Below are 24,128 nucleotides of genomic sequence, written 5' to 3'. Positions count from 1 at the left end.
GCGAAGAACGGCCCCGTGGGCCGGCCTCAGCGGTTGATGGACTGGATCTCCTGCACCACGACGTCCTGGTCCGCCCCGAAGGTGCCGTCCGGCAGGTCCCGCGCGTCCGGCACGCCGGTGCCCGTCCAGTGGATCTTCCAGGTGATGGTGGCCCGCAGCTTGTACGAGCCGTCGCCCGAGGAACGCAGGTACTTCACCCCGCACGGCGGTGTGTCCCCGGCCCTGCCCTTCGCGTACGCCTCGCCGATGCGGTCGCCCTTGATCTCACAGACGCCCGAGGCGGGATAGGTCTGCGCGTCCGCCGTACCGGGCTCGATCCTCAGCGAGACCGGCTCCGCCGTGGTCGTCGCGCTGACGTTCAGCAGGGGTACGGACGCGGTGACCGAGACCGGCTTGAACTTCGCCGTGTCCAGCCAGGCCCAGGTCGGCAGATTCACCTTCGTCGTACCGGCGGGGGCCAGGTCCACCTTGGTCGACGGGACGCGTATCTCCCCGTAGGCGAGCTGCGCCAGGGTCTGCGGGGTGACCGCCTGCGGAATGTTCGCCGGCGGTGCGGCGCCCTTGTCGACCCAGAAGATGGACTCCGTGCAGTCCAGGGCGTGCGGGTCGCCCTCGTGGCCCGCGGTGACGTACGAGTCCCACCAGTAGCCCTTGCCGGTCTTGTCCTTGTTGAAGTCCTTGGCCACGCCGCCGTTCACGTACCTGTCCCGTTGTTCCTGGTCCCACTGGGGGCCGGTGGACTCGGCGTTCCAGATGGGCTCCAGGTACTTCTGGAGCTGGTCGGGGGTGTACTTGGGGGCGTAGTAGCAGGCGGGCGGACTCCAGTTCCCGACCGAGGAGGCCACGGGCCCGGAGGAGTCCCCGGCCCCGTTCTTGGACCGATCGAACACGACGACGCCGGCGGTGGCAGAAAGATTGCCGTTCCCGTCCGAGTTGCCGTGTGCCTGTGTCTGTCCGACGTTCCCGTCGCCACCCCGTCCGCCCGCGTAGGCGACTCCGGGTGCCAGGGCTACCACGGCCATCACTGTCGCGGCCGCCGCTACCTTGGACACGCGTTTCACGGCTGGCATGCCTTGGCTCCCCGGTCCGAGATGATGTCCGTCGTCTGCCACACTCCCTGACCGTTCTTGGCCAGCTTGGCGTTGTAGAGCACGTAGCTGTCCGCGGTCGTGGGCGTGTTCTTGGTCTTCTTGGTCTTCCGGTTCTCGAGGAACGACTTGCTCTCGTCCGAGCAGTAGACGACGGTCGCCGTTGTACCGCCGGACAAGGTCACCCGCCGGTTGAAGTACCGGGTGGTGCCGACCCAGGTGTCACCCTTGTCGAGGTAGCCCTGGACGTAGGTGATCGCTGCGTTGAGCGCCTTGCCGGAGTTGTAGAAGCCGAGCGCCTTGGTGTCGACGCTGCCCTGGAAGATCGCGTCATCCATGGAGTTCACGCTGAGGGCGCTGTCCGCGAGGACGGCGTCCTTCGCCGGGTCGCCCGTCTTCTGGTCCTCGAAGATGTTCTTGACGCCTGCCGGGAAGGTGATCTCGGGGCGGTCGGCCTGCCGGGTCACGCTTGCACTGGGTGAGGCGGAGCCCTTGGTGGACGTGTCGGCGCCGGCGATCTTGTCGTTGGCCTTCGGCTTGTCGGCACCCCCTCCGCACGCGGTCAGAAGCAGCGCGGCTGACGCTCCGACAGCGGCTGTGACAAGCAGACGGGAACGGCGGCTCACGGCAGACTCCTGTGCGGCGTGGGGTGCGGAAGGGCACCAACACGCTAGCGGTGGCCTGTGCGACGACACCAGCGCGAATGGTGCCAACCGAGTAACAGTGACTGGCCATAGCAGGCCATAGCACCCTCAACTGGCCGCCCTGGTAACTCGATCGAGCGACCTCGCCCCACGATCCGGTTCACCCAGTTGCTGACCGCAAACGCAGCGGATCCTCGAAGCTGACCAGGGCCGCGATCCGGCGGAGGACCGCACGGTACTGCTCACGGTGTCCGACCGCGGCCGTGCTCAGCGCGAGCACCACCAGCCGCTTGCAGTCCGGATGCGGCAGATGGGCCCGGAACTGGGCCAAGGCCACCCGAGGAACCCCCTCGACGTCCGCCGGGACCCGTACCGTCTCGCTGAACGTGACCGGCCCGCAGGGCAGTTCGGCGTACTCGACGAGCGTCCCCGCGTCCGGCCCGCTCACCGCCCGGGCGGCCGTCACGGCACGCGGGGCCACCGCCGTGGCGCGCCAGGAGACGGTGAAGAACGACAGCAGCGGCGCCGCGTCGCGCACGGCGTCCCCGCCGACGTCGTCCCGGTGCAGTCCGATCGAGCAGTGCACCGTCCCCTCCTCCCTCAACGCGCCCAGCAGCCGCTGCCCTTGGCCGAACGTCTCCACGAACCGCCGCCGCACCGACTCGTCGGGAGCGGCCCGGAGGAACGGGCCGAGGGCGTCGCGCAACCCGTCCGCCTCCGGGGAGTCCGGCGCGGGGAGCAACGCGTCCAGGGGAACGGCGGTGAAGCCGGCGGGTTCCGCGAACCAGATCTCGGCCTCGGGGTCCGCGGCCGAGTCCGCGACGGTGAAATGGGGAGCCGTGGTCATCGATTCCTGCCGGGTACGGGTCAGTGGGGACGCGCGTGCGGGCGTACCGCGTCGGGGACGTGGGCGCCGCAGCGGCGGGCCCGTTCGAGGGCGGCGGGGCTCGCGTTCCAGTCGGCCGGCTCGACACCCCGGCGTCCCGTGGCCGTGCGCTGGTACAGCAGGTGGAGCCGTTTGGGGGCGCTGCCGTTGCGGGTGGGGGCGGCGACGACGGCGATGAAGCGGGGGTCGCCCGCGAACCAGAGCGGTTCGATCTCGGCCTTCAGTTCCGGCTTCGTCCGGGCCGTGCCGAACCGTCGCATCCACCAGAAGGTCCGCATCCCGGAAAGGAACAACAGCGGAATCCGCTCCCCGGGCACCTCCGGATTGGGCAACTCCAGCCACATCTCGTTCTCTTCCACCTCCGGATGCCTGTTCCGCCCCCGGGGAACACCCTCCAGAACCTGCCAGGGGTACTCCCAAAGCACACGCTGAATAGAAACGGAGGGCTGAATGTAGGCGAGTTGGAGGATCGTCCGGAAGGTTGCGTAGACGAGGAGCACGAGGAACAACCAACCGATCCAACGGGGTGTTGCCACGATCAAGATGAGGCTTCCGACCCAGGTGGCGAGCCAGCCGATCAGACGCCCCGCAATCATGACCATGTGTAGAACCCAGGCCCGCCTCGTCGGTGGATGGTCCCAGGCAGTGCGGTAGTCCGTCGGTTTCACAAAGGTCTCCCTTCCGGCTCAGAAGACGTGGCGGGCAAGACTGACAAGTCCCCCGACATCAAGGCCGAGTCGCGCTCCGTCGATACTGGCCACGGAACCGTCCTTGAGCTCGTCGTCATCGGTGTCGACGGCCGCTGTGGCCAATCCGAACCCGGCGGTACCGACACCGATCGAGGCCGATGTGACCTCGACCGCCCTGGCGATCGGCGCGGCGCGAGCACCTCGCACGGTGAAACCGAGCAATGCGTTGTCGAGTTCCGCAATGGACTTCGCGTGCCCCATGGTTTCGCTGCCGAATCGAGCTGCCCGCTCGCTGAGGGTCAAGACCTCTCCCGCCTCACCGGTCGCTCGCGCTGCGATTGCGGCCCCCTTGCCGACTGCACCAACTCCGGGAAGCAGGCCCAGTGCGTCGCCCCCCACCGTGACCAGGTTGCACCAGAAGTCGGTGTCGAACTCTCCCTTGGTGAATCCGTCCCACAGCGATTCACGCAACGTCGGATCACCGAATACCCGCAATGCCAAAGACGTTCCGCTCAACGCAGCGGTCGCCAGCAAAAGCACCGCCGCTGCCGTCCCACCCGAAACCACGAACAACGCGACCAACCCGATGACCGCCCCCAGCGTGCTCAGGATGTCCGGGAGGTTTTCGGTGATCCAGTCGAGGGCCGAGTCGAAGCAGCCCGGTTCATGCGGCGCCAGCTTCTCCGTGGCGTCGCGGATCTTGCCCGCCCTCAGCCGAGCCCGCCGCTCGTGTTCCTCGGCGAGCTCACGCGCCGCCCGGCGGATCCCGCGCAGAGCGTCCTCCGCGTCCGTCATCGCCGACTCCGCCTTGGTCAGCGCCTTCCGAGCGTCGTCGTACGCGGCGCCCTTGCCGTCCAGATCGGGACTGTCCCCCGCCTTGGCGGCATGCCCCTTGGCCCGGTCCACCGCACCCTGCGCGTCCCGCGCGTCCTGTTCGAGCCGCTTCGCGCGTCGCTGGAAGTCGTCCAGTTCGTCCTCCCAGCGGCCGAGTTGACCTGCCGCCTTGCGGATGGAGCGGGCCGCGTTCCTCAGGTTCAGCGGCAGCGGCCCGCCGTCGAGCTGCTCGCGGAAGGCGACGGCCGCGTCGCCCTTCCAGCAGCTGCCGTCCATCAGCCGGGTGACGAGCCCGTGCGTCTCTTCGAGGACCGCCACGCACCCGGTGAGCTTCCCCCGCAGGCCGCGCACGGTCTCCGTACTGCCGGGCACCGGGTCGAACCCGAGATGGGGGTAGTCGGGGTGGGGGTCGCGCGGGGTCACCTCGTACCGCCGCCCCCGCCGTTCCCGGCCTTCCTCAGGGCCCGTTCCAGGGCCTCGTCCACCTCGCGGTAGCTGTCCCGGCTCTTGCCGATGATCTTCGCCAGGGCCTCGGTCTGCTCGCCGATCCGGTCGGCGCCGTACCTCCAGTCGTCCTGGAAGTCCTCGCAGGCACCGTCGAGATCCTCCGTGCCCAGACCGCTGACCGTGGCGTCCGCCAGCGCTTTGCGCAGGCCCCGCAGCGACTCGGTCGACGCCCTGAGCATCTTCATGAAGTGCGACAGCTCGTCACCGTCGACGGCCAGCCGTTCCGCCACGCCCTCCACTCCTCCCGGATCTCGGCGAGTGCGCTGCGACGCTAGCCGAAGCCGACAGGGTCGTTTCGGGACAAAGGGGGCCGAGAGGCGGAACATAGAGGGGCATAGAGGTGCATCAAGTACGAAAACCTCCCTCTTGAAACCCCCGATCGAGTGACGGCGTCAGGTGAACGGACTAGGGCCGCGCCCGGGAGCCGCGGCTCTTGGATCCGTTGGGCCACAGACGCGGAGCGCGCCGGGCCGCGATGTCCTCGATCCAGCCGAAGGCCAGGATGGTCAGGCCGATCAGCGGCCACACCAGTACGAACATCCACAGGGTGTAGGTGGCGTCGAGGGCCGACGTCGCCGCGTCGCTCCCCATGAAGGGAAGGTTGTACAGCTGGTCGAGGATCGGGACCGTGGCCATGATCAGCATGTTGTGCCACAGGTAGATCGTGACCGCGCGGTTGTTGGACAGCGTGACCAGCTTGTCCCAGCGGGCGAGGCGGCCCGGCAGCTCCCGCCAGGACGGGCTGTACTGGAGCAGGATCACCACGAAGCCGAAGGACCACATCGCGTCGGCCAGCGGGATGTCGTTCAGGTCCCAGCCGTCGGGGCCCAGATGACCCGAGGCCCACCACAGCCCGAAGGCCATCATCAGGGCCGAGCACGAGACGGCGAGGTAGCGCGGGACCTTCACGAGCGCCCCCTCGTGATGGGCGAACCCCAGGATCCAGCAGCCCCCGTAGACGGCGAAGTCGGTGACGGCGTTGCCCGTCTCGCCGGGGATCGTGACCAGCCCGGTGCCGACCACCGCCGTCATCGCGAGCGGGGCCAGCACGGTCACCCACGGAGCACGGCGGAACGCCCACAGCATGAACGGGGACGCGACCACGAACCACAGATAGGCGCGCAGGTACCAGAGCACGCCCGCGCCCTGCACCGCCCAGGTGTCCTCCAGCAGGCCCGACGGGGAGCCGAGGTGCCAGGGGAACGGAGGGGCGCCGACCGGCACGATGTAGTTGAGCAGGTCGACCATGCCCCAGGTGCCGCCGAGGTCGGGGTCCTTCGCGGGGTTCCAGCCGGCCAGGAACATCATGGCCAGGGCCACCGCGCCGAACGCCCAGAACGGGGGCAGCAGTCGCCTCAGCCGGCCCCGGACCACGCCGAGGGCCGGGCGGCTCAGCGAGCGCGCCATCAGGGAGCCCGCCAGCGCGAACATCACCCCCATGGAGGGGAAGAGGACCGACAGCCAGCCCCAGCCGAGCAGGTGGTAGACGACCACGCGGACCAGCGCCATGGAGCGGAGCAGGTCCAGATAGCGGTCACGGCCGGCGCGGCGCGGGGCCGGCCTCTCGTCCTGGCCCGCCTCCGCCTCCGTCTTCGCCCGCGGGTACGGGACCGCCGGCCCGGGGGTGCCCAGGGGCGGGGTCGCTCCCGCCGGGTACTCGTGCGTGGTCATCCGACCGGCCTCCGTTCGTTCCCGGCGTGTGCCACCGGCTGCTGCGGGACCGATCCCGGCGCCGCCCCCACCACACCCGTGCGCCGCAGCTTCTGCCAGCGCAGCCGGCCGCCGGTCAGTGCGGTGATCCAGGACTGGAGCAGGACGACGTACATCAACTGCCGGTAGAGGATCTGCTGGAGGGGGAGCGAGATCAGATGGGACATGCGTTCCTTGTCCAGACGGAACGCGAACGCCGCGCAGACCGCCTGGACGGTGAGGACGGCGGCCCAGGCGACGATCGTCCTCCCGGTCGGGCCGAAGACGACCCCGTACAGGAGGAAGATGTCGATCAGGGGCGCGAGGAGCGGGGCCAGGACCATGAACAGGGACACCAGCGGCAGGCCGACCCGGCCGAAGCGCCCCGAGGGGCCCCGGTCGACCAGGGCGCGGCGGTGCTTCCAGATCGCCTGCATGGTGCCGTACGACCAGCGGTAGCGCTGGGACCACAGCTGCTGGACGGACTCCGGGGCCTCGGTCCAGGCACGCGCCCGCTCCGCGTAGACGACGCGCCAGCCGTCGCGGTGCAGGGCCATCGTGACGTCGGTGTCCTCGGCCAGCGTGTCGTCGCTCATGCCGCCGACGCGTTCCAGGGCCGAGCGGCGGAAGGCTCCGACCGCGCCCGGGATCGTCGGCATGCAGCGCAGGATGTCGTACATGCGGCGGTCCAGGTTGAAGCCCATCACGTACTCGATGTGCTGCCAGGCGCCGATGAGCGAGTCCCGGTTGCCGACCTTGGCGTTGCCCGCGACCGCGCCGACCCCGGGGTCCGCGAAGGGCTGGACGAGTTCGCGGACGGTCTCCGGTTCGAAGACGGTGTCGCCGTCCATCATCACGACGATGTCGTGACGGGCGTTCGCCAGACCCCGGTTGAGGGCCGCGGGCTTGCCGCCGTTGGGCTGGCGCAGGACGCGTACGTTGGGCAGGCCGAGGTCCTCGACGATGCGGGCGGTGCCGTCGCTCGACCCGTCGTCGATGACGATGATCTCCAGGGGGTGCTCGCTCGCCCCGAGGGAGTTCACCGTGTTCGCGATGCACTTGGCCTCGTTGTACGCCGGGACCAGCACCGACACCGGTTCGGTGACCGGGGCCGTGCCCCAGCGGAAGTCCCCGCGCCGGACCCGGCGGGCGTGCACCGCGGAGAGCAGCAGCATCATCCCGAAGCGGGTGAGGACCAGCACGCCGATGACGGCGATCCCGACGACCAGGGCGTCGGTGACCTTCTCCGACGCCTGGACGAGGAAGATCCAGGCCCTGCCCTTCCACAGGTCGAGTCCGGTCACCGGGGTGTTCGCACTCGGTGCGTCGAGCGCCTCGGTGAGGTTGTCGAACCGGTAGCCCTGGCTCTGGAGCCGGGGGATGAACTCGGCCAGCGCCTGGACGGTCTGGTGGCGGTCGCCGCCGGAGTCGTGCATCAGGACGACGGCACCCTTGCCGCCCTTGGGCGAGGCCCGGCGGATGATCTCCTCGACGCCCGGCTTGCGCCAGTCCTCGCTGTCGGTGTTGTTGACGACGGTGATGTAGCCGCGGGTTCCGACGTACTGGGTCACCGGCCAGGACTTGTCGTCCATGGCGTCGGCGAAGGAGGAGTACGGGGGGCGGAAGAGGGAGCTGCGGATGCCCGCCGCCCCCTCCAGCGCCAGCTGGCTCTGCGACAGCTCCCAGTCGATCCGGCTCTTGGACTCGTACGAGAGGTCGGGGTGGCTGAAGGTGTGCAGGCCGACCTCGTGCCCCTCCCTCACCATCCGTTCGACGAGACCCGGGTAGCGCGAGGCCATGGTGCCGGTGACGAAGAAGACGGCGTGGGCGTGGTTCGCCTTCAGGACGTCCAGGACCTTGGGGGTCCAGGTCGGGTCCGGTCCGTCGTCGAAGGTGAGGACGAGACGGTGGTCGGGGACGCTGAGGCTGGTCGTACGGCCGCTGCGGGTGTCGATGACCGGGCCGCCGTCGAGGATCTTCTCCGGCACCTTGTCCGTGGCCGCCTCGGGCCGGACGCGGTGGTCCGCGAGGATCTCGCTGTGCACATAGCCGCGCAGCATCAGCATCGCGATCAGCGCGACCAGGACGAGGACGGGCAGCAGGAAGCGCATGGGCAGGCGGCGGCGCCGGACGTCACGGCCCCGCCGGGCGATGGTTCGGGGGCCGTCTCCCGGCGTGCCGGGCGACGGCCCGTGTCGGCTGGTGCGGGACATCAGAAACGGTTCTCCGGAAGCGGGAGGGGGCGTGCGTACGGGGAGCCGGGGGATCCGGGCCCGGTCGTGAGCGGGTGCCGTACGGGGTTCGCCACCGCTCCGGACACCGTGGCGAAAGCACGGTTCTGCCGGACGGTCGCGCGCGGGCGGAGGTCACCCATTGGGTACGGCCCCCGCTCCGGTGGAGCCCGTGGTGCCCGTGCTCTCCGTGGGGGCGGGCGTGCCACCGGGAGTGGTGGCCGTGGCGGGGGCCGAGGGCTGGCCGTCCGCGGAGGAGGACGGTTTCGGTCCGGGGCCGGGGGCCTTGGTGCTGACACCGGGCTTCGGCTTCTTCGACGCCGACGTACTGGGCTTCGGGTCGCCGGACGCGCCCGCGGCACCGGCGCTCGCGGAGGCGTCGGGCGACGCCGGCCGGGTGGCCGAGGGTGTCGTTCCGTCAGCGGCCCTGGCCACCGCGCCGGGTGCGGGTACGGCGCCCCTGCCGGGCGGGTGCACCGACCGGGTGGGCAGGGGCGAGGTCTTGACCTGGCCCGCCGGGGTGTCCTTCTCCTGGCCGGGTACCGGCAGCCAGGGCGCGTCCGAGCTTCCCGACAGCAGCGTGGCGACGATCACGACGGCGTAGACCGCGCAGGCCGCGGCGACGAACATGCCGAGGCGGCGGAAGCGGGTTCGGCGGCGGCCGGACGCGTCGACGAAGACGGGGCCGCCGTCCGAACTCTCCGCGGCAGCACGGGTGTCCGGGCCCGGTCCACCCGGTCCACCCGAAGCATCCGGCCCGTCCGGTCCACCCGGCTCACCCGGCTCACCCGGTCGGCGCCCTCCGTGCCCTCCGCGTTCTCGGCCTGGTCGGCCCGCTCGGCCCCGTCGGCCCTTCAACCCGGGGTCCGCGCCGCCGAGTTCGATCAGGACCTCGTCCGGGTCGCGGCCGTCCGCGAGTTGGTCCGAGGTGTCCCAGGAACCGGGCGGTGCAACGGAGTTGTCCGCCGCCCCTCCGGGAAGCCGTTCGGTCACCACCCCGCCGCGGGAGTGCGGCCCGCCCTTGGCGGAGGGGGCGTCGGTGAAGTGGAACCGGGCCGGGGACGTACGCGCCAGGGGCCTCGGCCTCACCGTCGCCGTGCCGCCGGAGCCCGGCCACGCCATCGGCTCCCGCTCGGACGCCGGCCCCGTCTCGGGCCGACGGCCGGGCAGCACTTCCGTCTCCGCCAAACGGCCGACGAGCAGTTCGGCCTCCGGCTCCGGGATTCGCTCGGGACGTCCGCCGACTGCTCGTTCGGCGCGTTCCCCACGCTCTGGACTGATGCCAACTCCCAATTCCGGCCACGCGATTCGTTCTGCCGGGCGTCGGCCGGGCGCACCTCGCCCCGACGTGTCGCCCCGGTGACGGGTCGGCCCGAGATCTGCCCGGCTGATCGTTTTTGCGCTCAGCCGGCCGGGCGTCTTTCCGCCAGTTACCTGCGCGCACGAGCATCCCCTCAGGGGACGGTTCACGGGTGCGCGACAACTCCGGGCACATACTGTCGATACCGTCTAGACCGGGCCCCCGCCCGCCCCAAACGCCCCAATATCACATCCCGCCCGGACGAAGAATGTAGCGCAAGCAGGGGACCCCTGCGCTACGACTTATGCACGGGGAGTGAAGACAAGAGCATCAGTGGCTGGAATCCACCCTTCCTGGGGACTCAGTAGCCACTCTTCTTCGCTCGCGAGTTCGGCGGCGGCCCGTATGAGCGCATCGATCCCGGGATGGGCGAGTCCCTTGCGCCACACAAGTGACACCGGCGACAGGGGAACGGGGTCGATCAGGGGTCTCGACACCGAGCCGGGCATGGCCGGAAACTCCACCACGGCCAGAACGGGAATCCGCCGCTTCGCCATGATCCGCCGGAATTCCTCGGCGCCCACGGCCACCGGTGCGGGTGACGCGAGTCTGATGCCCCGTCCCTCGAACAGGTGATGTGCCAGGTCGGTCCACTCCAGGGTCCGGGGGTTCCCCGCCCCCGCGTACACCGTCTCGCCCGCGAGCGCGGACAGCGGAACCGCGTCCAGGGCGGCGAGGTGGTGGTCCTCCGGCAGGACGACGGCCATCGGCTCGTAGCGCACGAGCCGCTGCTCCAGGCGGGCCCTGACCGCGGGGTCGAGTCCCGCGAACCGTCCGAACGACACGTCGAGCCGCCCGGCCAGGATGTCCGCGGCCGCGCCCGTGAGCCCGCTCTCGTAACGGGCCATCAGTTCGCTGCCGGGGGCGAGGGAGCGCGCCCGGCCGAGGACGCGGCTGGAGACCAGACCCGCGGTGTTCACGTCGACGAGCAGCGGCCTCTCCTCGCCGCCGGGCCGGCCGAAGGCGTCGAGCAGCGCGTCGTGCGCCTCCAGCACCCGGCGGGCGTACGGCAGCAGCCGCTCGGCGTCCACCGTCGGTGTCACCTGCCGGGTCGTCCGGACGAACAGCTCCGCCCCGAGTTCGCGCTCCAGCCGCCGGATGTCACGGCTCAGGGACTGCTGGGCGACGTACAGGCGGGCGGCGGCACGGGTGAAGTGCAGCTCCTCGGCCACCGCGAGGAAGGCGCGCAGCAGACGGAGGTCGAGATGACCGGGAAAGGGGCGTTGACCTGGCATCACGTGAATCTACAACGCAGGTGCGTGAATGGCGACGGGGTAAGTGTTGGACCGTTCCCTGGGCGCCGGGCGACGGTTCACCCATGTCACCGCTCACCCCGTACCGCCGTCTGTTCGCGCTGCCCGGCGCCCTCGCCTTCACTCTCGGGAACCTCGTCGCCCGGCTGCCCATGGGCATGTTCAGCGTGAGCGCGGTCATCATGATCGCCGGCGCCCGGGGCTCGTACGCGCTCGCCGGTGCCGTCACCGCGACGGGGCTCGCCACGACGGCCGTGGTCGCTCCCTGGACCGCGCGGCTCGTGGACCGGTACGGGCAGGCCCGGGTGGCCGTGCCCGCGACCGCCTTCGCGCTGCTCGGCGGGACGGGGCTGGTGGCGTGCGTGCGCTTCGGCGCGCCCGACTGGGCGCTGTTCGCCGCGTACGCCGCCACCGCCACGACCCCCAACACCGGCGGTATGTCCCGGGCGCGCTGGGCGCATCTGCTGCGGGGTGACGCGGCGGCGCTCCACACCGCGAACTCCTTCGAACAGGCCGTGGACGAGCTCTGTTTCATGCTGGGCCCGGTCCTCGCGGCGTTCCTGTGCGGGGCGGTGGCCCCGGAGGCGGGCATGCTCGTGGGGTGCGCGCTGCTGATGACGGGCGTCCTGCTCTTCGCCGCGCAGCGTTCGACGCAGCCGCCGCCCCGGCGGGCCGCGGTCTCCGGGTCGCCCGGTCTCGCGCCCGGAATGCCTCCGCTGCTCCTCTCCTTCCTGGCCACCGGCGCGGTGTTCGGGGCGATGGAGGTGGCGACGATCGCGTTCGCGGACGAGCGGGGACACCCCTCCGCGGCGGGCGTGGTGCTCGCCCTCCAGGCGGCCGGGTCGTGCGGGGCGGGTCTGGTGTTCGGCGCGATGCGGCGCGGTGCCCCGCTGCGCACCGACGTGCTCGCGGCGCGGCGCTACGCGGTGTGCGTCGGCGCGATGGCGGTCCTGCTGACGCTGCCCCTCCTCGCGGTCCGGCTCACCGGCTCGCTCGTGGTTCTCGCGGGTGCGCTGCTCGTGGCCGGCATGGCGACCGCCCCGACGATGGTGACCGGGATGACGCTGGTCCAGCGGCGCACCCCCGAGGGCCGGCTGAACGAGGGCATGACGCTCGCGGTGACCGGTCTGCTGGGCGGGATAGCCGGGGGCTCGGCGGCGGGCGGCTGGATGGCCGAGCACCTGTCGCCGGCCGCCGGATTCGCGGTCCCGGTCGCGGCGGCGGCGACCGCGCTGGCGATCGCCGTGCCGGGCGCGAGGACGCGCCTCGCGGTCCGCCCGGCCCGCACCCCGTTGTCCGACCCGTCGAACCGCGTCCACAATTCCGGTTCAACCCATTGACCTGTTCGCGGCACCCCCCTACCTTCCCCCGTCGAAGCGCTTCGACGTCCCGTGTCGAATCGATTCGACGAGTGGTGCGGGACGGTCCGGTACCCATCCAACTCCCCTGGAGGCAGTGGATGTTGACGACAAGAAGACGTCTGGCGGCGGCGGTGGCGGTGACCTTGACGGGTGCCCTGCTGGCGACGGCCTGCGGCAGCTCCGACGGTGGTTCCTCCGACGGCAAGACGCTGAAGCTGTGGCACTACGAGGGGCCGGACAGCGCGATGGGGGTGGCCTGGAACGCGGCCATCAAGGAATTCGAGGCGCAACACCCGGGCGTGAAGGTGAAGTTCGAGGAGAAGGGCTTCGAGCAGATCCAGAAGACGGCGCCCATGGTCCTCAACTCGAACGACGCGCCCGACATCATGGAGTACAACAAGGGCAACGCGACCGCCGGACTCCTGTCCAAGCAGGGGCTGCTGACCGACCTGACGGCCGAGGCCGCCAAGCGCGGCTGGGACAAGAAGCTCAGCGCCGGCGTGAGGACCACCAGCCAGTACGACGCCAACGGCGTCATGGGCTCCGGCAAGTGGTACGGCGTGCCCGACTACGCCGAGTACACGATGGTCTTCTACAACAAGGACCTGTTCAAGAAGTACGGGATCGCCCAGCCCACCACGTACGACGAACTGACTTCCGCGATGGACAAGTTCGTGGCGAAGGGCGTCACCCCGCTCGCCAACTCCGGCGCCGAGTACATGGCCCAGCAGTACCTCTACCAGCTCGCCCTCTCCAGGGCCGACCGCTCCTGGGTCGACAAGTACGAGCTGTACAAGGGAAAGACGGACTTCCACGACGCGGCCTGGACCTACGCGGCGAACACCTTCGCCGACTGGGTGAAGAAGGGCTACATCGCCAAGACCTCCAGCGGCACCAAGGCCGAGGACGCGGGCGTCTCCTGGATCCAGGGCAAGTCGCCGATCCTGTTCTCCGGCAGCTGGTGGTACGGCCGCTTCGAGTCCGAGGCGAAATTCGACTGGGACTCCGGCCTGTTCCCGGGCTCGAACCTCACCCTGGGCTCCGGCGGCAACCTGTGGGTGGTCCCCAAGGGCGCCAAGAACAAGGAACTGGCCTACGACTTCATCGACATCACCATGTCGAAGAAGATCCAGAACCTGCTGGGCAACAAGGGCGGTGTCCCGGTGGCCGCGGACACCTCGGCGATCACCGACGCCAGGACCAAGACGCTGATCTCCGACTACAACACCCTCTCGGGACGTGACGGGCTCGCCTTCTACCCGGACTGGCCGGTGGCGGGCTTCTACGACACCCTCGTCTCCGAGACGCAGAAGCTGATCACCGGCAGCGAGAAGCCCGGCGCCTACCTGGACAACCTCCAGAAGGCGTACGACAAGGGCGTACCGCAGCAATGACGGTGACCGCCGAACGCGGCGGGCGGGTGACCGGTCCGAAGGCCAGGGCCGGTCGCCCGAGCCGCCCGCGCACCTCCTACGCGTTGTTCCTGCTGCCCGGCGCGCTGGCCTTCACGGCCGTCGTCGTCGTGCCGTTCCTGATGAACACCGGGATCGGCTTCACCGACTGGCAGGGGGTCGGCACCCCTTCGTGGGCCGGACTCGCCAACTACCGTGAGCTGCTGAGCGATTCCGAGTTCTGGGCGTCCTTCCGGCACAGCCTGTCCATGGTCGTCGCGATGGCCCTCGTACCGACCGCCCTCGGACTGGTCCTGGCGGCCGCCCTGTTCGACTTCGTGGCCAAGCACTTCGGGACGCGGACGGCGGCCGTGCTCCGGGCCTGCTACTACCTGCCCCAGGTGCTGCCGATCGCCGTCGCCGGGATCGTGTGGAGCTGGATCCTCGCGCCCGACAACGGATCACTGAACGAACTGCTCAAGGCCGTCGGTCTGGGCTCCTGGCAGCAGGACTGGCTGGGTGACCCCGATCTCGCGCTCTACGCCGTCATGGGCGTGATGGTGTGGGTCCAGCTCGGCTTCCCGCTCGTGGTCTTCATGGCGGGGCTGCAACGCGTGGACCCGCAGCTGTACGAGGCGGCCGAACTGGACGGCGCGGGCTGGTGGCGGCGGTTCTGGCACATCACACTGCCGCAGATCCGCCCGGAGATCTCGGTCGTCCTGCTGTGGTGCACGATCGCCGCGCTGAAGGTGTTCGGGGCGGTCTACGTCCTGACCAAGGGCGGTCCCGGGGGCGCCACCGACGTGCCGTCGTACTTCTCCTTCACGACGTTCTTCGAGAAGACCCAGGTCGGCTACGGCGCCGCGATCTCCACCGTCCTGACCGTGATCGTCCTGGCGCTGGCGCTGGTCGGGCTGCGGTTCCAGGTCCGCGCCGAGGACGCCGAGGAAGGGGCCCGCGCATGACCGCCCTCCGCCGTTACCCCGTGCTCGTGGCGCTCGTCGTCGGCGCGCTGTTCATGGTGCTGCCGTTCGCGATCGTGGCCCTCAACGCGGTCAAGTCGCCCGCCGAGTACTCCGCACACGGCCCGCTCAGCCTGCCGCACGGCCTCTATCTCGGCGGGATCGAGGACTTCTGGCAGCGCGTCGACTTCGGGCGGAAGCTCCTCAACTCGGTGCTGATCTCCGGCTCGGTGGCGGCCGGGGCCGCGGTGCTGTCCGTCCTGAACGCCTACGCGATCGGCATCGGCCGGATCAGGGGCCGCACCTGGGTGCTCGCGTTCTTCGTCCTCGCGAACACCCTGCCGCAGGAGACGCTGGTCTACCCGCTCTACTACCTGAGCAAGGAGGCCGGCCTCTACGACACGAGACTCAGCGTGATCATCGTGTTCACGGTGATCCAGACGGCCTTCGGCACCTATCTCCTCTCCTCCGTCCTCGCACGGTTCCCGCGCGAGATCATCGAGGCCGCGCGGATCGACGGGGCGAACACGTGGCAGGTGCTGTGGCGGATCGTGGTCCCGGTCAGCCGTCCCACGATCGGGGTGCTCCTCGTCTTCTTCTTCATCTGGACGTGGAACGAGTTCCTGCTGCCACTGGTCATGCTGATCTCCAACGACAACCAGACGGTGTCCGTGGCCCTCGGCGTCCTCCAGGGGCAGCGCCTGATGGACGCCACGATGACGAACGCGGCCGCCCTCCTCGGCGTGCTGCCCGCCGTCGTCTTCTTCCTGCTCTTCCAGCGGACCCTGACCCGCGGTATCGCCGTCGGCGCAGTCAAGTAGGGGGTACGAGAGTGAAGTTCACCGACGGTTACTGGCTGCTGCGCGAGGGCGTCAGCGCGGCCCACCCGGTCGAGGTGCTGGATGTGACCTCGGGGCCGGACGGCCTGGAGATCCACGCGCCGACCCAGCCCATCCGGCACCGCGGCGACCTGCTGAAGGGGCCGGTCGTCACGCTCCGCGCCCACGCGCCGATGCCCGGCGTCATCGGCGTCACCTTCACCCACTTCCAGGGCGAGGAGCCGCGGGGACCCCGGTTCGGGCTGCGCGGGGGCGAGTTCACCCCGCACACGGAGTACGACGACGACCACGCGACCCTGACCTCGGGCGCCCTGTCCGTGCGCATCTCGCGCACCGCCCCGTGGCACCTCGACTTCCTCGCGCACGGCCGCACCCTCACCGGCAGCGGTCCCAAGGGCATGGGCATCATGCGTGACGCGGCCGGCGCCCACTATCTGCGCGAGCAGCTGGACCTCGGGGTCGGCACCCGGGTCTTCGGCCTCGGCGAACGGTTCGGGCCGCTGGTCAAGAACGGCCAGGTGGTGGACATGTGGAACGCGGACGGCGGCACCGCCACCGAACAGGCCTACAAGAACGTGCCGTTCTATCTGACGGACGCGGGCTACGGCGTCTTCGTCGACCATCCGGGCCGGGTCTCCTTCGAGGTCGGCTCGGAGGCGGTGTCCCGGGTCCAGTTCAGCGCCGAGACGCAGGAGCTGACGTACTACGTCATCCACGGTCCGACCCCGAAGGACATCCTGCGCAAGTACACCGCGCTCACCGGCCGTCCGGCGCTGCCGCCCGCGTGGTCCTTCGGCCTGTGGCTGTCGACCTCCTTCACCACCTCCTACGACGAGGACACCGTCACCTCCTTCATCGACGGCATGCGGGAGCGTGAACTGCCGCTGTCCGTCTTCCACTTCGACTGCTTCTGGATGCGCGAGTTCAACTGGTGCGACTTCCGCTGGGACCCGAGGGTGTTCCCCGACCCGGAGGGCATGCTCGCGCGGCTGAAGGACAAGGGGCTGCGGATCAGCGTCTGGATCAACCCGTACATCGCGCAGCGCTCGCCGCTGTTCGCCGAGGGCCGGGCGCTGGGGCATCTGCTGAGGCGGCCCGACGGCAGCGTGTGGCAGTGGGACCTGTGGCAGCCGGGGATGGCCCTGGTCGACTTCACCAGCCCGGCCGCCCGGGACTGGTATGCCTCCAAGCTGGAGGCCCTGCTCGACCAGGGCGTCGACTGCTTCAAGACCGACTTCGGCGAGCGGGTCCCGGTGGACGTGGCCTACGCCGACGGCTCCGACCCGGAGCGCATGCACAACTACTACACGTACCTCTACAACCGGACCGTCTTCGACGTGCTGCGCAAACACCGCGGGGAGGACGAGGCGGTCGTCTTCGCCCGTTCCGCGACCGCGGGGAGCCAGCAGTTCCCGGTGCACTGGGGCGGCGACTGCGAGGCGACGTACGCGTCGATGGCCGAGTCGCTGCGCGGCGGCCTCAGCCTCGGCATGTCGGGGTTCGGGTTCTGGAGCCACGACATCGGCGGCTTCGAGGGGACACCGTCGCCCGCGCTGTTCAAGCGGTGGATCGCCTTCGGACTGCTGTCCTCGCACAGCAGGCTGCACGGCTCGTCCTCGTACCGCGTGCCCTGGCTGTTCGACGAGGAGGCCGTCGACGTCCTGCGGCTGTTCACCCGCCTCAAGCTCGGCCTCATGCCGTATCTGTACGAGGCCGCCCGCACCGCCCACGCGGAGGGCGTGCCGATGATGCGGGCGATGGTCCTGGAGTTCCCGGACGATCCGGGGTGCGCGCATCTGGAGCGGCAGTACATGCTCGGCCCCGACCTGCTGGTCGCGCCCGTCTTCAGCGACGAGGGCGACGTCTCGTACTACGTGCCCGAGGGCACCTGGACCCCCTACCTCGGCGGGCCGCCCGTGACCGGACCGCGCTGGGTGCGCGAGCGGCACGGCTTCCTGAGCGTGCCGCTGCTGGTGCGGCCGGGCGCGGTGATCCCGGTCGGCGCGGTGGACGACCGCCCCGACTACGACCACGCGGACGGGGTCACCCTGCGCGCGTACGGCCTGGAGCCGGGAGCGGAGGTCACGGTGCGGGTGGGTCCGGTGACCTTCACCGTCGTGCGCGAGGGGACTGTCCTGCGCGCGTCCTGCTCCGATCCGTCCGCGCCCTGGGGACTGGCCGCGGACGGGCGCGAGGTCCGGGCCCGCGCCGGGACGGGTTCCCTCTCCCTCGGTCTGGAGGCGTAGCGATGGTCAAGATCACCGATGTGGCGCGGCACGCCGGGGTGTCCCCGAGCACGGTCTCCTACGCCCTCAGCGGCAAGCGGCCGATCTCCGAGGCGACCCGGCGGCGCGTCGAGGAGAGCATCCGCCGGCTCGGCTACCGCCCGCACGCGGGGGCCAGGGCGCTGGCGAGCAGCCGGTCGAACGTGCTGGCGCTGGTCGTGCCGCTGCGGGCGGGCATCCATGTGCCGGTGGTGATGCAGTTCGCGGTGTCGGTGGTGACGGCGGCCAGGCTGCACGACCACGACGTCCTGCTGCTCACCCAGGAGGAGGGCGAGGAGGGCCTGCGCCGGGTCGCGGACACCGCGCTGGTGGACGCGCTGATCGTGATGGACGTACAGCTGCACGACCCCCGGCTGCCGCTGCTGCGCGCGCTGGACCGGCCGTCGGTCCTCATCGGTTTCCCGGCCGCGCCCGACGGGCTCACCTGTATCGACCTGGACTTCAAGGCGGCCGGCGAGCTGTGCGTGGAACGGCTCGCGGGGCTCGGGCACCGGGTGGTCGCGCTGGTCGGCTCGCCGCCCGAGGTGTACGTGCGGGGCACGGCGTTCGCGCAGCGGGTGGTGCAGGGGTTCACGGCGGCCGCCGACCGCAACGGCCTCGCCTCCTCCGTCCGTCCGTGCGCGGCCTCGCCGGCGGCGGCCCGCCGGATGGCCGAGCAACTCCTGCGCGAGCAGCCCGCGTTGACGGGCGTCGTCGTCCACAACGAGCCGGTCCTCGAACCGCTGATCGACGCCTTCGAGCAGCTCGGTCTGCGGGTTCCCGAGGATCTGTCCGTCACCGCGATCTGTCCGGACGAGCTCGCAGAGAGCCTGCGCGTCCCGGTCACCTCGATCGCCATCCCGTCCGCCGAGGTCGGCGCGCGGGCGGTCGATCTGCTGATGGGGAAGCTGGACGGCACGCCCTGCCCCGAGGCGACCCTGCTCACTCCCCGGCTGACGGAACGGGCGAGCACCGCACCCGCACGCGGGATTCCCGGGGGCGGAAAAGCTCGCTGAAGTCCCGGAGGGAACGACGAAGGCCCCGCTGCTCGGCAGCGGGGCCTTCGTCACGATATTCAATTAAAACATGGGATGAGTGGAGATGGCGGGAATCGAACCCGCGTCCAACGGTGCAAAATCAGGGCTTCTCCGTGTGCAGTTCGCTGCGATTTTCTCAGCCCCGGCGATCACGCGAACAAGTCGCCGACGGGCTCAGCCACTGTTTGATTTCCCAGCGAACCCCGTGACCGGGCTCGATGGTTTAGTCCCCTAGATTATGCCAGGGTCCGGGTCGGGAACACTCCCGGGCTGACACCCATTAAGGGTCCCTCACTCACTGCTTATTAGGCAGCGAGGGCGAAGGACTGGGAATCGCTCTTGGAATTGGCGATTATTTTTTGCGACATATGGTTTACGAGATCATTGCCGCTTCCTCGACACGCTTCCCCTGCTTCAACAGCCGCTGTCGAAACCGATCATCCCCATGTTGATTTTTCAAAGCTCGGTCCCTCCGGGGAGGAACCCGCGCCCTCTGCGGGGTGCGTTGCCATCGTACGTGACCGACGCACGACGGTGCCAGCCTATTCCCGCGGGGCCGTCCGCGGCGTCACTCGCCGCGCTGCTTCCGCTTGGCCGCCGCGATGGCGCGGTCCGACTCGCGCCGGTCCTGCTTCTCCCGCAGGGTCTGCCGCTTGTCGTACTCCTTCTTGCCGCGGGCGAGCGCGATCTCGGCCTTCGCCCGGCCGTCCTTGAAGTACACGGCGAGCGGCACGATCGTGTGGCCGGTCTCCTCGGACTTCACGGACAGCTTGTCGATCTCCTCGCGGTGCAGCAGCAGCTTGCGCTTGCGGCGCGCGGAGTGGTTGGTCCAGCTGCCCTGGTTGTACTCCGGGATGTGGGCGTTGTGCAGCCACGCCTCGCCCCCGTCGATCTGGACGAACCCGTCGGCCAGCGAGCTCCGGCCCTGGCGCAGCGACTTGACCTCGGTACCGGTCAGGACGAGCCCCGCCTCGTAGGTGTCGATGATCGCGTAGTCGTGGCGGGCCTTCTTGTTCTGCGCGACGATCTTGCGCTTGCCGCCCTTCTCGCCGTCCCTGGCCTTGGCGGCAGTCCCGCCCTGCTTGGGCTGGGACTCCTTCGGTACGTACATTCCCTTGCTCATAGTGCTGGCCATTTTCGCACTACGGGGGGCCTCGGGGGAAAGCCGATTACCGGGTCGGCGGCTCGCGGGTCAGGGAAGGTCCCCGAGACCGCTCAGCACGGTCTCGGCCCGCTCCAGCGACTCCTTGTCCGCCTCCAGGTCGGGGGTGATGCCCCGGCCGTCGACGGAGCGGCCCGACGGGGTGCGGTAGTGGCCGACGGTCAGCTCGGCGACGGAGCCGTCGGGCAGCCGGCTCGGCATCTGGACGGAGCCCTTGCCGAAGGTCCTGGAGCCCACGACGACCGCCCGTCCACGGTCCTGGAGCGCCCCGGTGAGCAGCTCGGCCGCGCTCATCGTGCCGCCGTCGACGAGCGCGACCAGGGGTCTGGTGGTGTCGCCCCCGGGATCCGCGTGCAGGGCCCGCTGGGCGCCGTTCACGTCGTACGTGGCGACGAGGCCGCCGTCGAGGAAGACGGAGGCGGTGGCGACGGCCTCGGCGACCAGGCCGCCGGAGTTGCCGCGCAGGTCGAGGACGATCCCGGCCCTGTCCGGAGCCCGCCCGACGGCGCTCCGCACGGCGTCGCCCACGCCCTTGGTGAACGCGTCGACCTTGATCAGGGTGACCCCGCCGGGGAGCCTGCCGACGGTCACGGAGTCCGTGGAGAGCCGGGCGCGGCGCAGGGTCCGGCTCCACGACCGCGTGCCGCGCTCCAGGCCGAGGGAGACCTTCGTGCCGGCGGTCGCGTCCTGCGCGTCGCCGCGCAGTAACGAGACCACCTCGGTGACCGGCCGGCCGTCCACCTTCGAGCCGTCGACGGTGCGCAGCAGGTCGCCCTTGCGGATGCCCGCGGCGGCCGCGGGGGAACCGTCGCTGACCCGGGTGACCTCGATGCGTCCGTCGCTCTCGCGGCGGGCCCACAGGCCGACGCCGGTGTACTGGCCGTCCAGGGCCTCCTCGAACTCCTCGTACTCGCCCTGGGAGTAGACGGCGCCCCAGCGGTCCCCGCTGCGGCTGACGGCCCGTTCCGCGGCCTCCATGGGGGACTTGCCGTCGGCCATGGCCCGGGCGGCGGCGCGGGCGACCTCGTCGTGGCGCGCCGAGGCCGAACCGGGGGCGGGGGCCGGGGTCTTGCGGGCGGGGTCGGAGAACGATCCGGTCGCCGCTCCGGCGACGAGGACACTCGCGAACACCAATGTCAGGGCAGCCCCGCGGCGGATGCGGCGGGGCTCGCAGAACAGGTCACGGCCTGACATGCCGGTGAGTCTAGGACAACGCGAAGGGCCGCACCGTCGGTTGACGGTACGGCCCTTTTGGGATGCGTCACACCTTCAGGTACTTGCGCAAGGCGAAGAACGCGGCCACCGCGGGCATCAGCAGGCTCGTGGCGAGGATGAGCGGGAGCTTGGTCAACACGGCGTCCCAGCCGATGAAGTTGATCAGGTTGAGCTTGTGGGACAGGTCCAGACCGTGGTCGATGATGAAGTACCGGGCGATCAGCAGGAATCCGCAGGCGACACCGCCGCCGATCAGCCCGGCCACCGAGGCCTCAGCGATGAACGGCGCCTGGATGTAGAAGCCGGAGGCGCCGACGAGCCGCATGATCCCCGTCTCACGCCGCCGGCTGAAGGCCGAGACGCGCACGGTGTTGACGATCAGCATCAGCGCGACGACGAGCATCATCGCCATCACCGCGCGCGCGGCCCAGTTCATGCCGTTCAGGAGCCCGAACAGGTTGTCCAGGATGCCCTTCTGGTCCTGAACGGACTGCACGCCGTCACGGCCGTCGAAGGCGGTCGCGATGACCTGGTACTTCTCCGGGTCCTTCAGCTTGATCCGGTACGACTCCTGCATCTGGTCCGGCGTGAGGGAGCTGGCCAGCGGGGAGTCGCCGAACTGCTCCTTGTAGTGCTTGTACGCCTGGTCCGCGGACTCGTAGGTGACCTTCTGCACGACCGTGGACATCTTGTCCAGGTCGGAGACGATCTGCTTCTTCTGGTCGCTGGTGACCGCGCCCCTGGCGCAGTGCGGGTCGGACTCGGCGTCGCTCTTGTTGCAGAGGAAGATCGAGACGTTGACCTTGTCGTACCAGTAGCCCTTCATGGTGTTCACCTGGTCGCTCATCAGGAGCGAACCGCCGAACAGGGCGAGCGAGAGGGCGACCGAGACGACGACCGCGAAGGTCATGGTCAGGTTGCGGCGGAGACCGACACCGATCTCCGACAGAACGAACTGCGCGCGCATGGCGTCTTCCTCAGACCTTTCCGTGGACGATGATCAGTGCTGGTAGCCGTAGACGCCGCGCGCCTGGTCGCGGACGAGACGGCCCTTCTCCAGCTCGATGACGCGCTTGCGCATCTGGTCCACGATGTTCTGGTCGTGCGTCGCCATCAGGACCGTGGTGCCCGTCCGGTTGATCCGGTCGAGCAGTTTCATGATGCCCACGGAGGTCTGTGGGTCGAGGTTTCCGGTCGGCTCGTCGGCGATGAGGAGCTTGGGCCGGTTCACGAAGGCTCTCGCGATGGCCACGCGCTGCTGCTCACCACCGGACAGCTCGCCGGGCATCCGGTCCTCCTTGCCGCCCAGGCCGACGAGGTCGAGCACCTGGGGCACGGACTTGCGGATCTCGCCGCGGGACTTGCCGATGACCTCCTGCGCGAAGGCCACGTTCTCGGCGACCGTCTTGTTGGGCAGCAGGCGGAAGTCCTGGAACACGGTCCCCAGCTGGCGGCGCATCTGCGGCACCTTCCAGTTGGAGAGGCGCGCGAGGTCCTTGCCCAGGACGTGCACCTGGCCTTGGCTGGTCCGCTCCTCGCGGAGGATCAGCCGCAGGAAGGTGGACTTTCCGGAGCCGGAGGACCCCACGAGGAACACGAATTCTCCGCGCTCGACCTCCAGGGAGACATCCCTGAGAGCGGGGCGGGTCTGCTTGGGGTAGACCTTGGAGACATTGTCGAATCGGATCACGGGTGCACCACGGGTCGCCGGGGGTAGGTGTGCGTGACCATACGCGAACCGGGTGTGCAAGCGCAGTCGGCGGACGCGGTTGCGCGCGGCTTGCACGATTTGTCACGGATCTGAGGCGCGATTCACACCCGATCCGAGGGGCTGACGCTGCTCCGGGCGGGGCATGAGAAGGGGAGCCGCGCCGAAATCCGCGGAACCTGGCACAGTGGTAGGGGAACGGTTGCGTTCGCCGCAGCGTTAAGAGAGCGACGTGTACGTGCGAGAGCTGCGTACGCGGAGACGTCGCAAGGAGGGCCGGCGCATGACGTACGACCGACTGGTATGCGCTAACTGCGCGGCACCCGTCAGCGAGGGCCGCTGCCCCGTCTGCCGCGCGAACCGGGAGCGGCTCCAGCAGGAGAGCCCCTTCGCGGGGCTCAACCCCATGGCGTTGATCGCGCTGCTCGCCGTACTGATCGCGGCGCTGGCGCTGGTGGCCCACCAGACGGTGTGAGAGCCGCGGTGGCGGCCCGCCGTCACCCCTTGGACCGGCAAACCCGTAAAGGGCCCGGAGCGAGCTGCTCCGGGCCCTTCGCCGTACGGGTGGAGCGTCAGGCGGCGGCACCGCCGCGGCCGCCCGCGAGGCGCGGCAGCAGCCGGAAGCCGATGCCACCGGCGATCATCGTGGCGGCGCCGACGAGCAGGAACACGGTCTGACCCGCACCCGTCTCGGCCAGTGCGCCGTCCTTGCCCTGCGCCTTGGCGTCCGAGCCGGTGTCGGTGAGCGCGGAGGAGCCCTCCTCCTGGGTGGTGGACCCGCCGTTGGGGTCGGCGTCGTTGCCGCCCGTGCCGTTCCCCGCGGGAGCGGTGGTGCTGCTGCCGGTAGAGGGGTCCTCGGTCGGCTCAGTGGGTTCACCGGTCGGCGTGGTGGCCGTCGGGGCCGGCGACGTGGGCGTCGTCTCGGTCGGGGCCGGCGAGGTCGGCGTCGTCTCGGTGGGAGCCGGCGAGGTCGGTGCCGTCTCGGTCGGAGCCGGCGAGGTCGGGATA

22 protein-coding genes and 1 other RNA gene are annotated in these 24,128 nt (G+C 70.1%); 8 read left to right on the top strand and 15 right to left on the bottom strand.

Annotation, left to right across the window (positions count from 1 at the left end; genetic code table 11):
- Positions 1 to 26 precede the first annotated feature (26 nt).
- The 8 genes from ACFWI4_RS09430 to ACFWI4_RS09395 form a co-directional block, all read right to left on the bottom strand.
- A complete protein-coding gene (locus ACFWI4_RS09430; RefSeq protein WP_387192854.1) occupies positions 27 to 1,070 on the bottom strand; it encodes a hypothetical protein in 1,044 nt (347 codons plus the stop codon).
- A complete protein-coding gene (locus ACFWI4_RS09425) occupies positions 1,058 to 1,714 on the bottom strand; it encodes a hypothetical protein (RefSeq protein WP_387192851.1) in 657 nt (218 codons plus the stop codon). The genes ACFWI4_RS09430 and ACFWI4_RS09425 overlap by 13 nt, the downstream gene beginning before the upstream one ends.
- 178 nt (positions 1,715 to 1,892) lie before the next feature.
- A complete protein-coding gene (locus ACFWI4_RS09420) occupies positions 1,893 to 2,579 on the bottom strand; it encodes a hypothetical protein (RefSeq protein ID WP_387192848.1) in 687 nt (228 codons plus the stop codon).
- A gap of 20 nt (positions 2,580 to 2,599) precedes the next feature.
- Positions 2,600 to 2,977, bottom strand: coding sequence for a hypothetical protein (locus ACFWI4_RS09415; protein ID WP_387192845.1), 378 nt, complete (start codon positions 2,975 to 2,977; stop codon positions 2,600 to 2,602).
- 327 nt (positions 2,978 to 3,304) lie between these two features.
- Positions 3,305 to 4,564, bottom strand: coding sequence for a hypothetical protein (locus ACFWI4_RS09410; protein WP_387192842.1), 1,260 nt, complete (start codon positions 4,562 to 4,564; stop codon positions 3,305 to 3,307).
- Positions 4,561 to 4,878: a hypothetical protein gene (locus ACFWI4_RS09405; RefSeq protein WP_385405103.1), complete on the bottom strand. Its 318-nt coding sequence runs from the start codon at positions 4,876 to 4,878 to the stop codon at positions 4,561 to 4,563. The genes ACFWI4_RS09410 and ACFWI4_RS09405 overlap by 4 nt, the downstream gene beginning before the upstream one ends.
- 175 nt (positions 4,879 to 5,053) lie before the next feature.
- Positions 5,054 to 6,319 (bottom strand): acyltransferase, encoded by a 1,266-nt coding sequence (locus ACFWI4_RS09400; RefSeq protein ID WP_387192839.1) that lies wholly within the window; start codon positions 6,317 to 6,319, stop codon positions 5,054 to 5,056.
- On the bottom strand, positions 6,316 to 8,553 hold the full coding sequence (locus tag ACFWI4_RS09395) for a glycosyltransferase (RefSeq protein ID WP_387193142.1): 2,238 nt from the start codon (positions 8,551 to 8,553) through the stop codon (positions 6,316 to 6,318). The genes ACFWI4_RS09400 and ACFWI4_RS09395 overlap by 4 nt, the downstream gene beginning before the upstream one ends.
- 190 nt (positions 8,554 to 8,743) lie before the next feature.
- On the opposite strand from ACFWI4_RS09395, the gene ACFWI4_RS09390 reads away from it, so the two are divergent.
- Positions 8,744 to 9,172, top strand: a complete 429-nt coding sequence (locus ACFWI4_RS09390) for a hypothetical protein (protein ID WP_387192836.1) — start codon at positions 8,744 to 8,746, stop codon at positions 9,170 to 9,172.
- A gap of 998 nt (positions 9,173 to 10,170) precedes the next feature.
- Here the strand turns inward: ACFWI4_RS09390 and ACFWI4_RS09385 are convergent.
- Positions 10,171 to 11,163 (bottom strand): LysR family transcriptional regulator, encoded by a 993-nt coding sequence (locus tag ACFWI4_RS09385; protein ID WP_387192833.1) that lies wholly within the window; start codon positions 11,161 to 11,163, stop codon positions 10,171 to 10,173.
- An 83-nt stretch (positions 11,164 to 11,246) separates the two neighbouring features.
- Here ACFWI4_RS09385 and ACFWI4_RS09380 point away from each other — a divergent pair, with 83 nt between their 5' ends.
- From ACFWI4_RS09380 to ACFWI4_RS09355, 6 genes are all read left to right on the top strand, one after another.
- Positions 11,247 to 12,521, top strand: coding sequence for an MFS transporter (locus tag ACFWI4_RS09380; RefSeq protein ID WP_387192830.1), 1,275 nt, complete (start codon positions 11,247 to 11,249; stop codon positions 12,519 to 12,521).
- Between the two features lie 119 nt (positions 12,522 to 12,640).
- Complete coding sequence (locus ACFWI4_RS09375) at positions 12,641 to 13,936, top strand: ABC transporter substrate-binding protein (protein WP_387192827.1); 1,296 nt, start codon at positions 12,641 to 12,643, stop codon at positions 13,934 to 13,936.
- Positions 13,933 to 14,898 (top strand): carbohydrate ABC transporter permease, encoded by a 966-nt coding sequence (locus tag ACFWI4_RS09370; RefSeq protein WP_387192824.1) that lies wholly within the window; start codon positions 13,933 to 13,935, stop codon positions 14,896 to 14,898. The genes ACFWI4_RS09375 and ACFWI4_RS09370 overlap by 4 nt, the downstream gene beginning before the upstream one ends.
- Complete coding sequence (locus ACFWI4_RS09365) at positions 14,895 to 15,716, top strand: carbohydrate ABC transporter permease (protein ID WP_387192821.1); 822 nt, start codon at positions 14,895 to 14,897, stop codon at positions 15,714 to 15,716. The genes ACFWI4_RS09370 and ACFWI4_RS09365 overlap by 4 nt, the downstream gene beginning before the upstream one ends.
- Before the next feature lie 11 nt (positions 15,717 to 15,727).
- Complete coding sequence (gene yicI / locus ACFWI4_RS09360; RefSeq protein WP_387192818.1) at positions 15,728 to 17,980, top strand: alpha-xylosidase; 2,253 nt, start codon at positions 15,728 to 15,730, stop codon at positions 17,978 to 17,980.
- 2 nt (positions 17,981 to 17,982) lie between these two features.
- Complete coding sequence (locus ACFWI4_RS09355) at positions 17,983 to 19,014, top strand: LacI family DNA-binding transcriptional regulator (RefSeq protein WP_387192815.1); 1,032 nt, start codon at positions 17,983 to 17,985, stop codon at positions 19,012 to 19,014.
- Positions 19,015 to 19,091: 77 nt separating this feature from the next.
- Here ACFWI4_RS09355 and ssrA read toward each other — a convergent pair.
- From ssrA to ftsE, 5 genes are all read right to left on the bottom strand, one after another.
- Positions 19,092 to 19,480, bottom strand: a transfer-messenger RNA (tmRNA) gene (gene ssrA / locus ACFWI4_RS09350).
- Positions 19,481 to 19,603: 123 nt separating this feature from the next.
- On the bottom strand, positions 19,604 to 20,146 hold the full coding sequence (smpB, locus tag ACFWI4_RS09345; protein ID WP_385405223.1) for an SsrA-binding protein SmpB: 543 nt from the start codon (positions 20,144 to 20,146) through the stop codon (positions 19,604 to 19,606).
- An 81-nt stretch (positions 20,147 to 20,227) separates the two neighbouring features.
- A complete protein-coding gene (locus tag ACFWI4_RS09340; protein ID WP_387192812.1) occupies positions 20,228 to 21,391 on the bottom strand; it encodes a S41 family peptidase in 1,164 nt (387 codons plus the stop codon).
- 67 nt (positions 21,392 to 21,458) lie between these two features.
- Positions 21,459 to 22,379 carry a permease-like cell division protein FtsX gene (ftsX, locus tag ACFWI4_RS09335; RefSeq protein WP_339129645.1) on the bottom strand — a complete coding sequence of 307 codons (921 nt, stop codon included), beginning with the start codon at positions 22,377 to 22,379 and terminating at the stop codon, positions 21,459 to 21,461.
- Positions 22,380 to 22,412: 33 nt separating this feature from the next.
- The gene (gene ftsE / locus ACFWI4_RS09330; RefSeq protein WP_037619290.1) at positions 22,413 to 23,102 is read right to left on the bottom strand and encodes a cell division ATP-binding protein FtsE; all 690 of its coding nucleotides are present in this window, start codon (positions 23,100 to 23,102) and stop codon (positions 22,413 to 22,415) included.
- Positions 23,103 to 23,403: 301 nt separating this feature from the next.
- On the opposite strand from ftsE, the gene ACFWI4_RS09325 reads away from it, so the two are divergent.
- On the top strand, positions 23,404 to 23,595 hold the full coding sequence (locus tag ACFWI4_RS09325) for a hypothetical protein (RefSeq protein WP_028805018.1): 192 nt from the start codon (positions 23,404 to 23,406) through the stop codon (positions 23,593 to 23,595).
- Between the two features lie 97 nt (positions 23,596 to 23,692).
- Here ACFWI4_RS09325 and ACFWI4_RS09320 read toward each other — a convergent pair.
- On the bottom strand, positions 23,693 to 24,128 hold a 436-nt coding region (locus ACFWI4_RS09320), incomplete at its 5' end, for a hypothetical protein (protein WP_387192808.1).

Origin of the sequence: Streptomyces sp. NPDC127038, assembly GCF_042725875.1 — a bacterium.
In the GTDB taxonomy this organism is placed as follows: Bacteria; Actinomycetota; Actinomycetes; order Streptomycetales; family Streptomycetaceae; genus Streptomyces.
The sequence above is the reverse complement of the archived record's forward strand: the minus strand, read 5'-3'. Positions and strand labels throughout refer to the sequence as shown.

What these genes read in the sequence shown, in the direction of transcription:
- ACFWI4_RS09340 (WP_387192812.1), bottom strand. Translation starts at nt 21,391, where the DNA reads ATGTCAGGCCGTGACCTGTTCTGCGAGCCCCGCCGCATCCGCCGCGGG.
- ACFWI4_RS09420 (WP_387192848.1), bottom strand. Translation starts at nt 2,579, where the DNA reads ATGACCACGGCTCCCCATTTCACCGTCGCGGACTCGGCCGCGGACCCC.
- ACFWI4_RS09325 (WP_028805018.1), top strand. Translation starts at nt 23,404, where the DNA reads ATGACGTACGACCGACTGGTATGCGCTAACTGCGCGGCACCCGTCAGC.
- ACFWI4_RS09365 (WP_387192821.1), top strand. Translation starts at nt 14,895, where the DNA reads ATGACCGCCCTCCGCCGTTACCCCGTGCTCGTGGCGCTCGTCGTCGGC.
- ACFWI4_RS09355 (WP_387192815.1), top strand. Translation starts at nt 17,983, where the DNA reads ATGGTCAAGATCACCGATGTGGCGCGGCACGCCGGGGTGTCCCCGAGC.
- ACFWI4_RS09430 (WP_387192854.1), bottom strand. Translation starts at nt 1,070, where the DNA reads ATGCCAGCCGTGAAACGCGTGTCCAAGGTAGCGGCGGCCGCGACAGTG.
- ACFWI4_RS09385 (WP_387192833.1), bottom strand. Translation starts at nt 11,163, where the DNA reads ATGCCAGGTCAACGCCCCTTTCCCGGTCATCTCGACCTCCGTCTGCTG.
- ftsX (WP_339129645.1), bottom strand. Translation starts at nt 22,379, where the DNA reads ATGCGCGCGCAGTTCGTTCTGTCGGAGATCGGTGTCGGTCTCCGCCGC.
- ACFWI4_RS09380 (WP_387192830.1), top strand. Translation starts at nt 11,247, where the DNA reads ATGTCACCGCTCACCCCGTACCGCCGTCTGTTCGCGCTGCCCGGCGCC.
- smpB (WP_385405223.1), bottom strand. Translation starts at nt 20,146, where the DNA reads ATGTACGTACCGAAGGAGTCCCAGCCCAAGCAGGGCGGGACTGCCGCC.
- ACFWI4_RS09375 (WP_387192827.1), top strand. Translation starts at nt 12,641, where the DNA reads ATGTTGACGACAAGAAGACGTCTGGCGGCGGCGGTGGCGGTGACCTTG.
- ACFWI4_RS09370 (WP_387192824.1), top strand. Translation starts at nt 13,933, where the DNA reads ATGACGGTGACCGCCGAACGCGGCGGGCGGGTGACCGGTCCGAAGGCC.
- ACFWI4_RS09400 (WP_387192839.1), bottom strand. Translation starts at nt 6,319, where the DNA reads ATGACCACGCACGAGTACCCGGCGGGAGCGACCCCGCCCCTGGGCACC.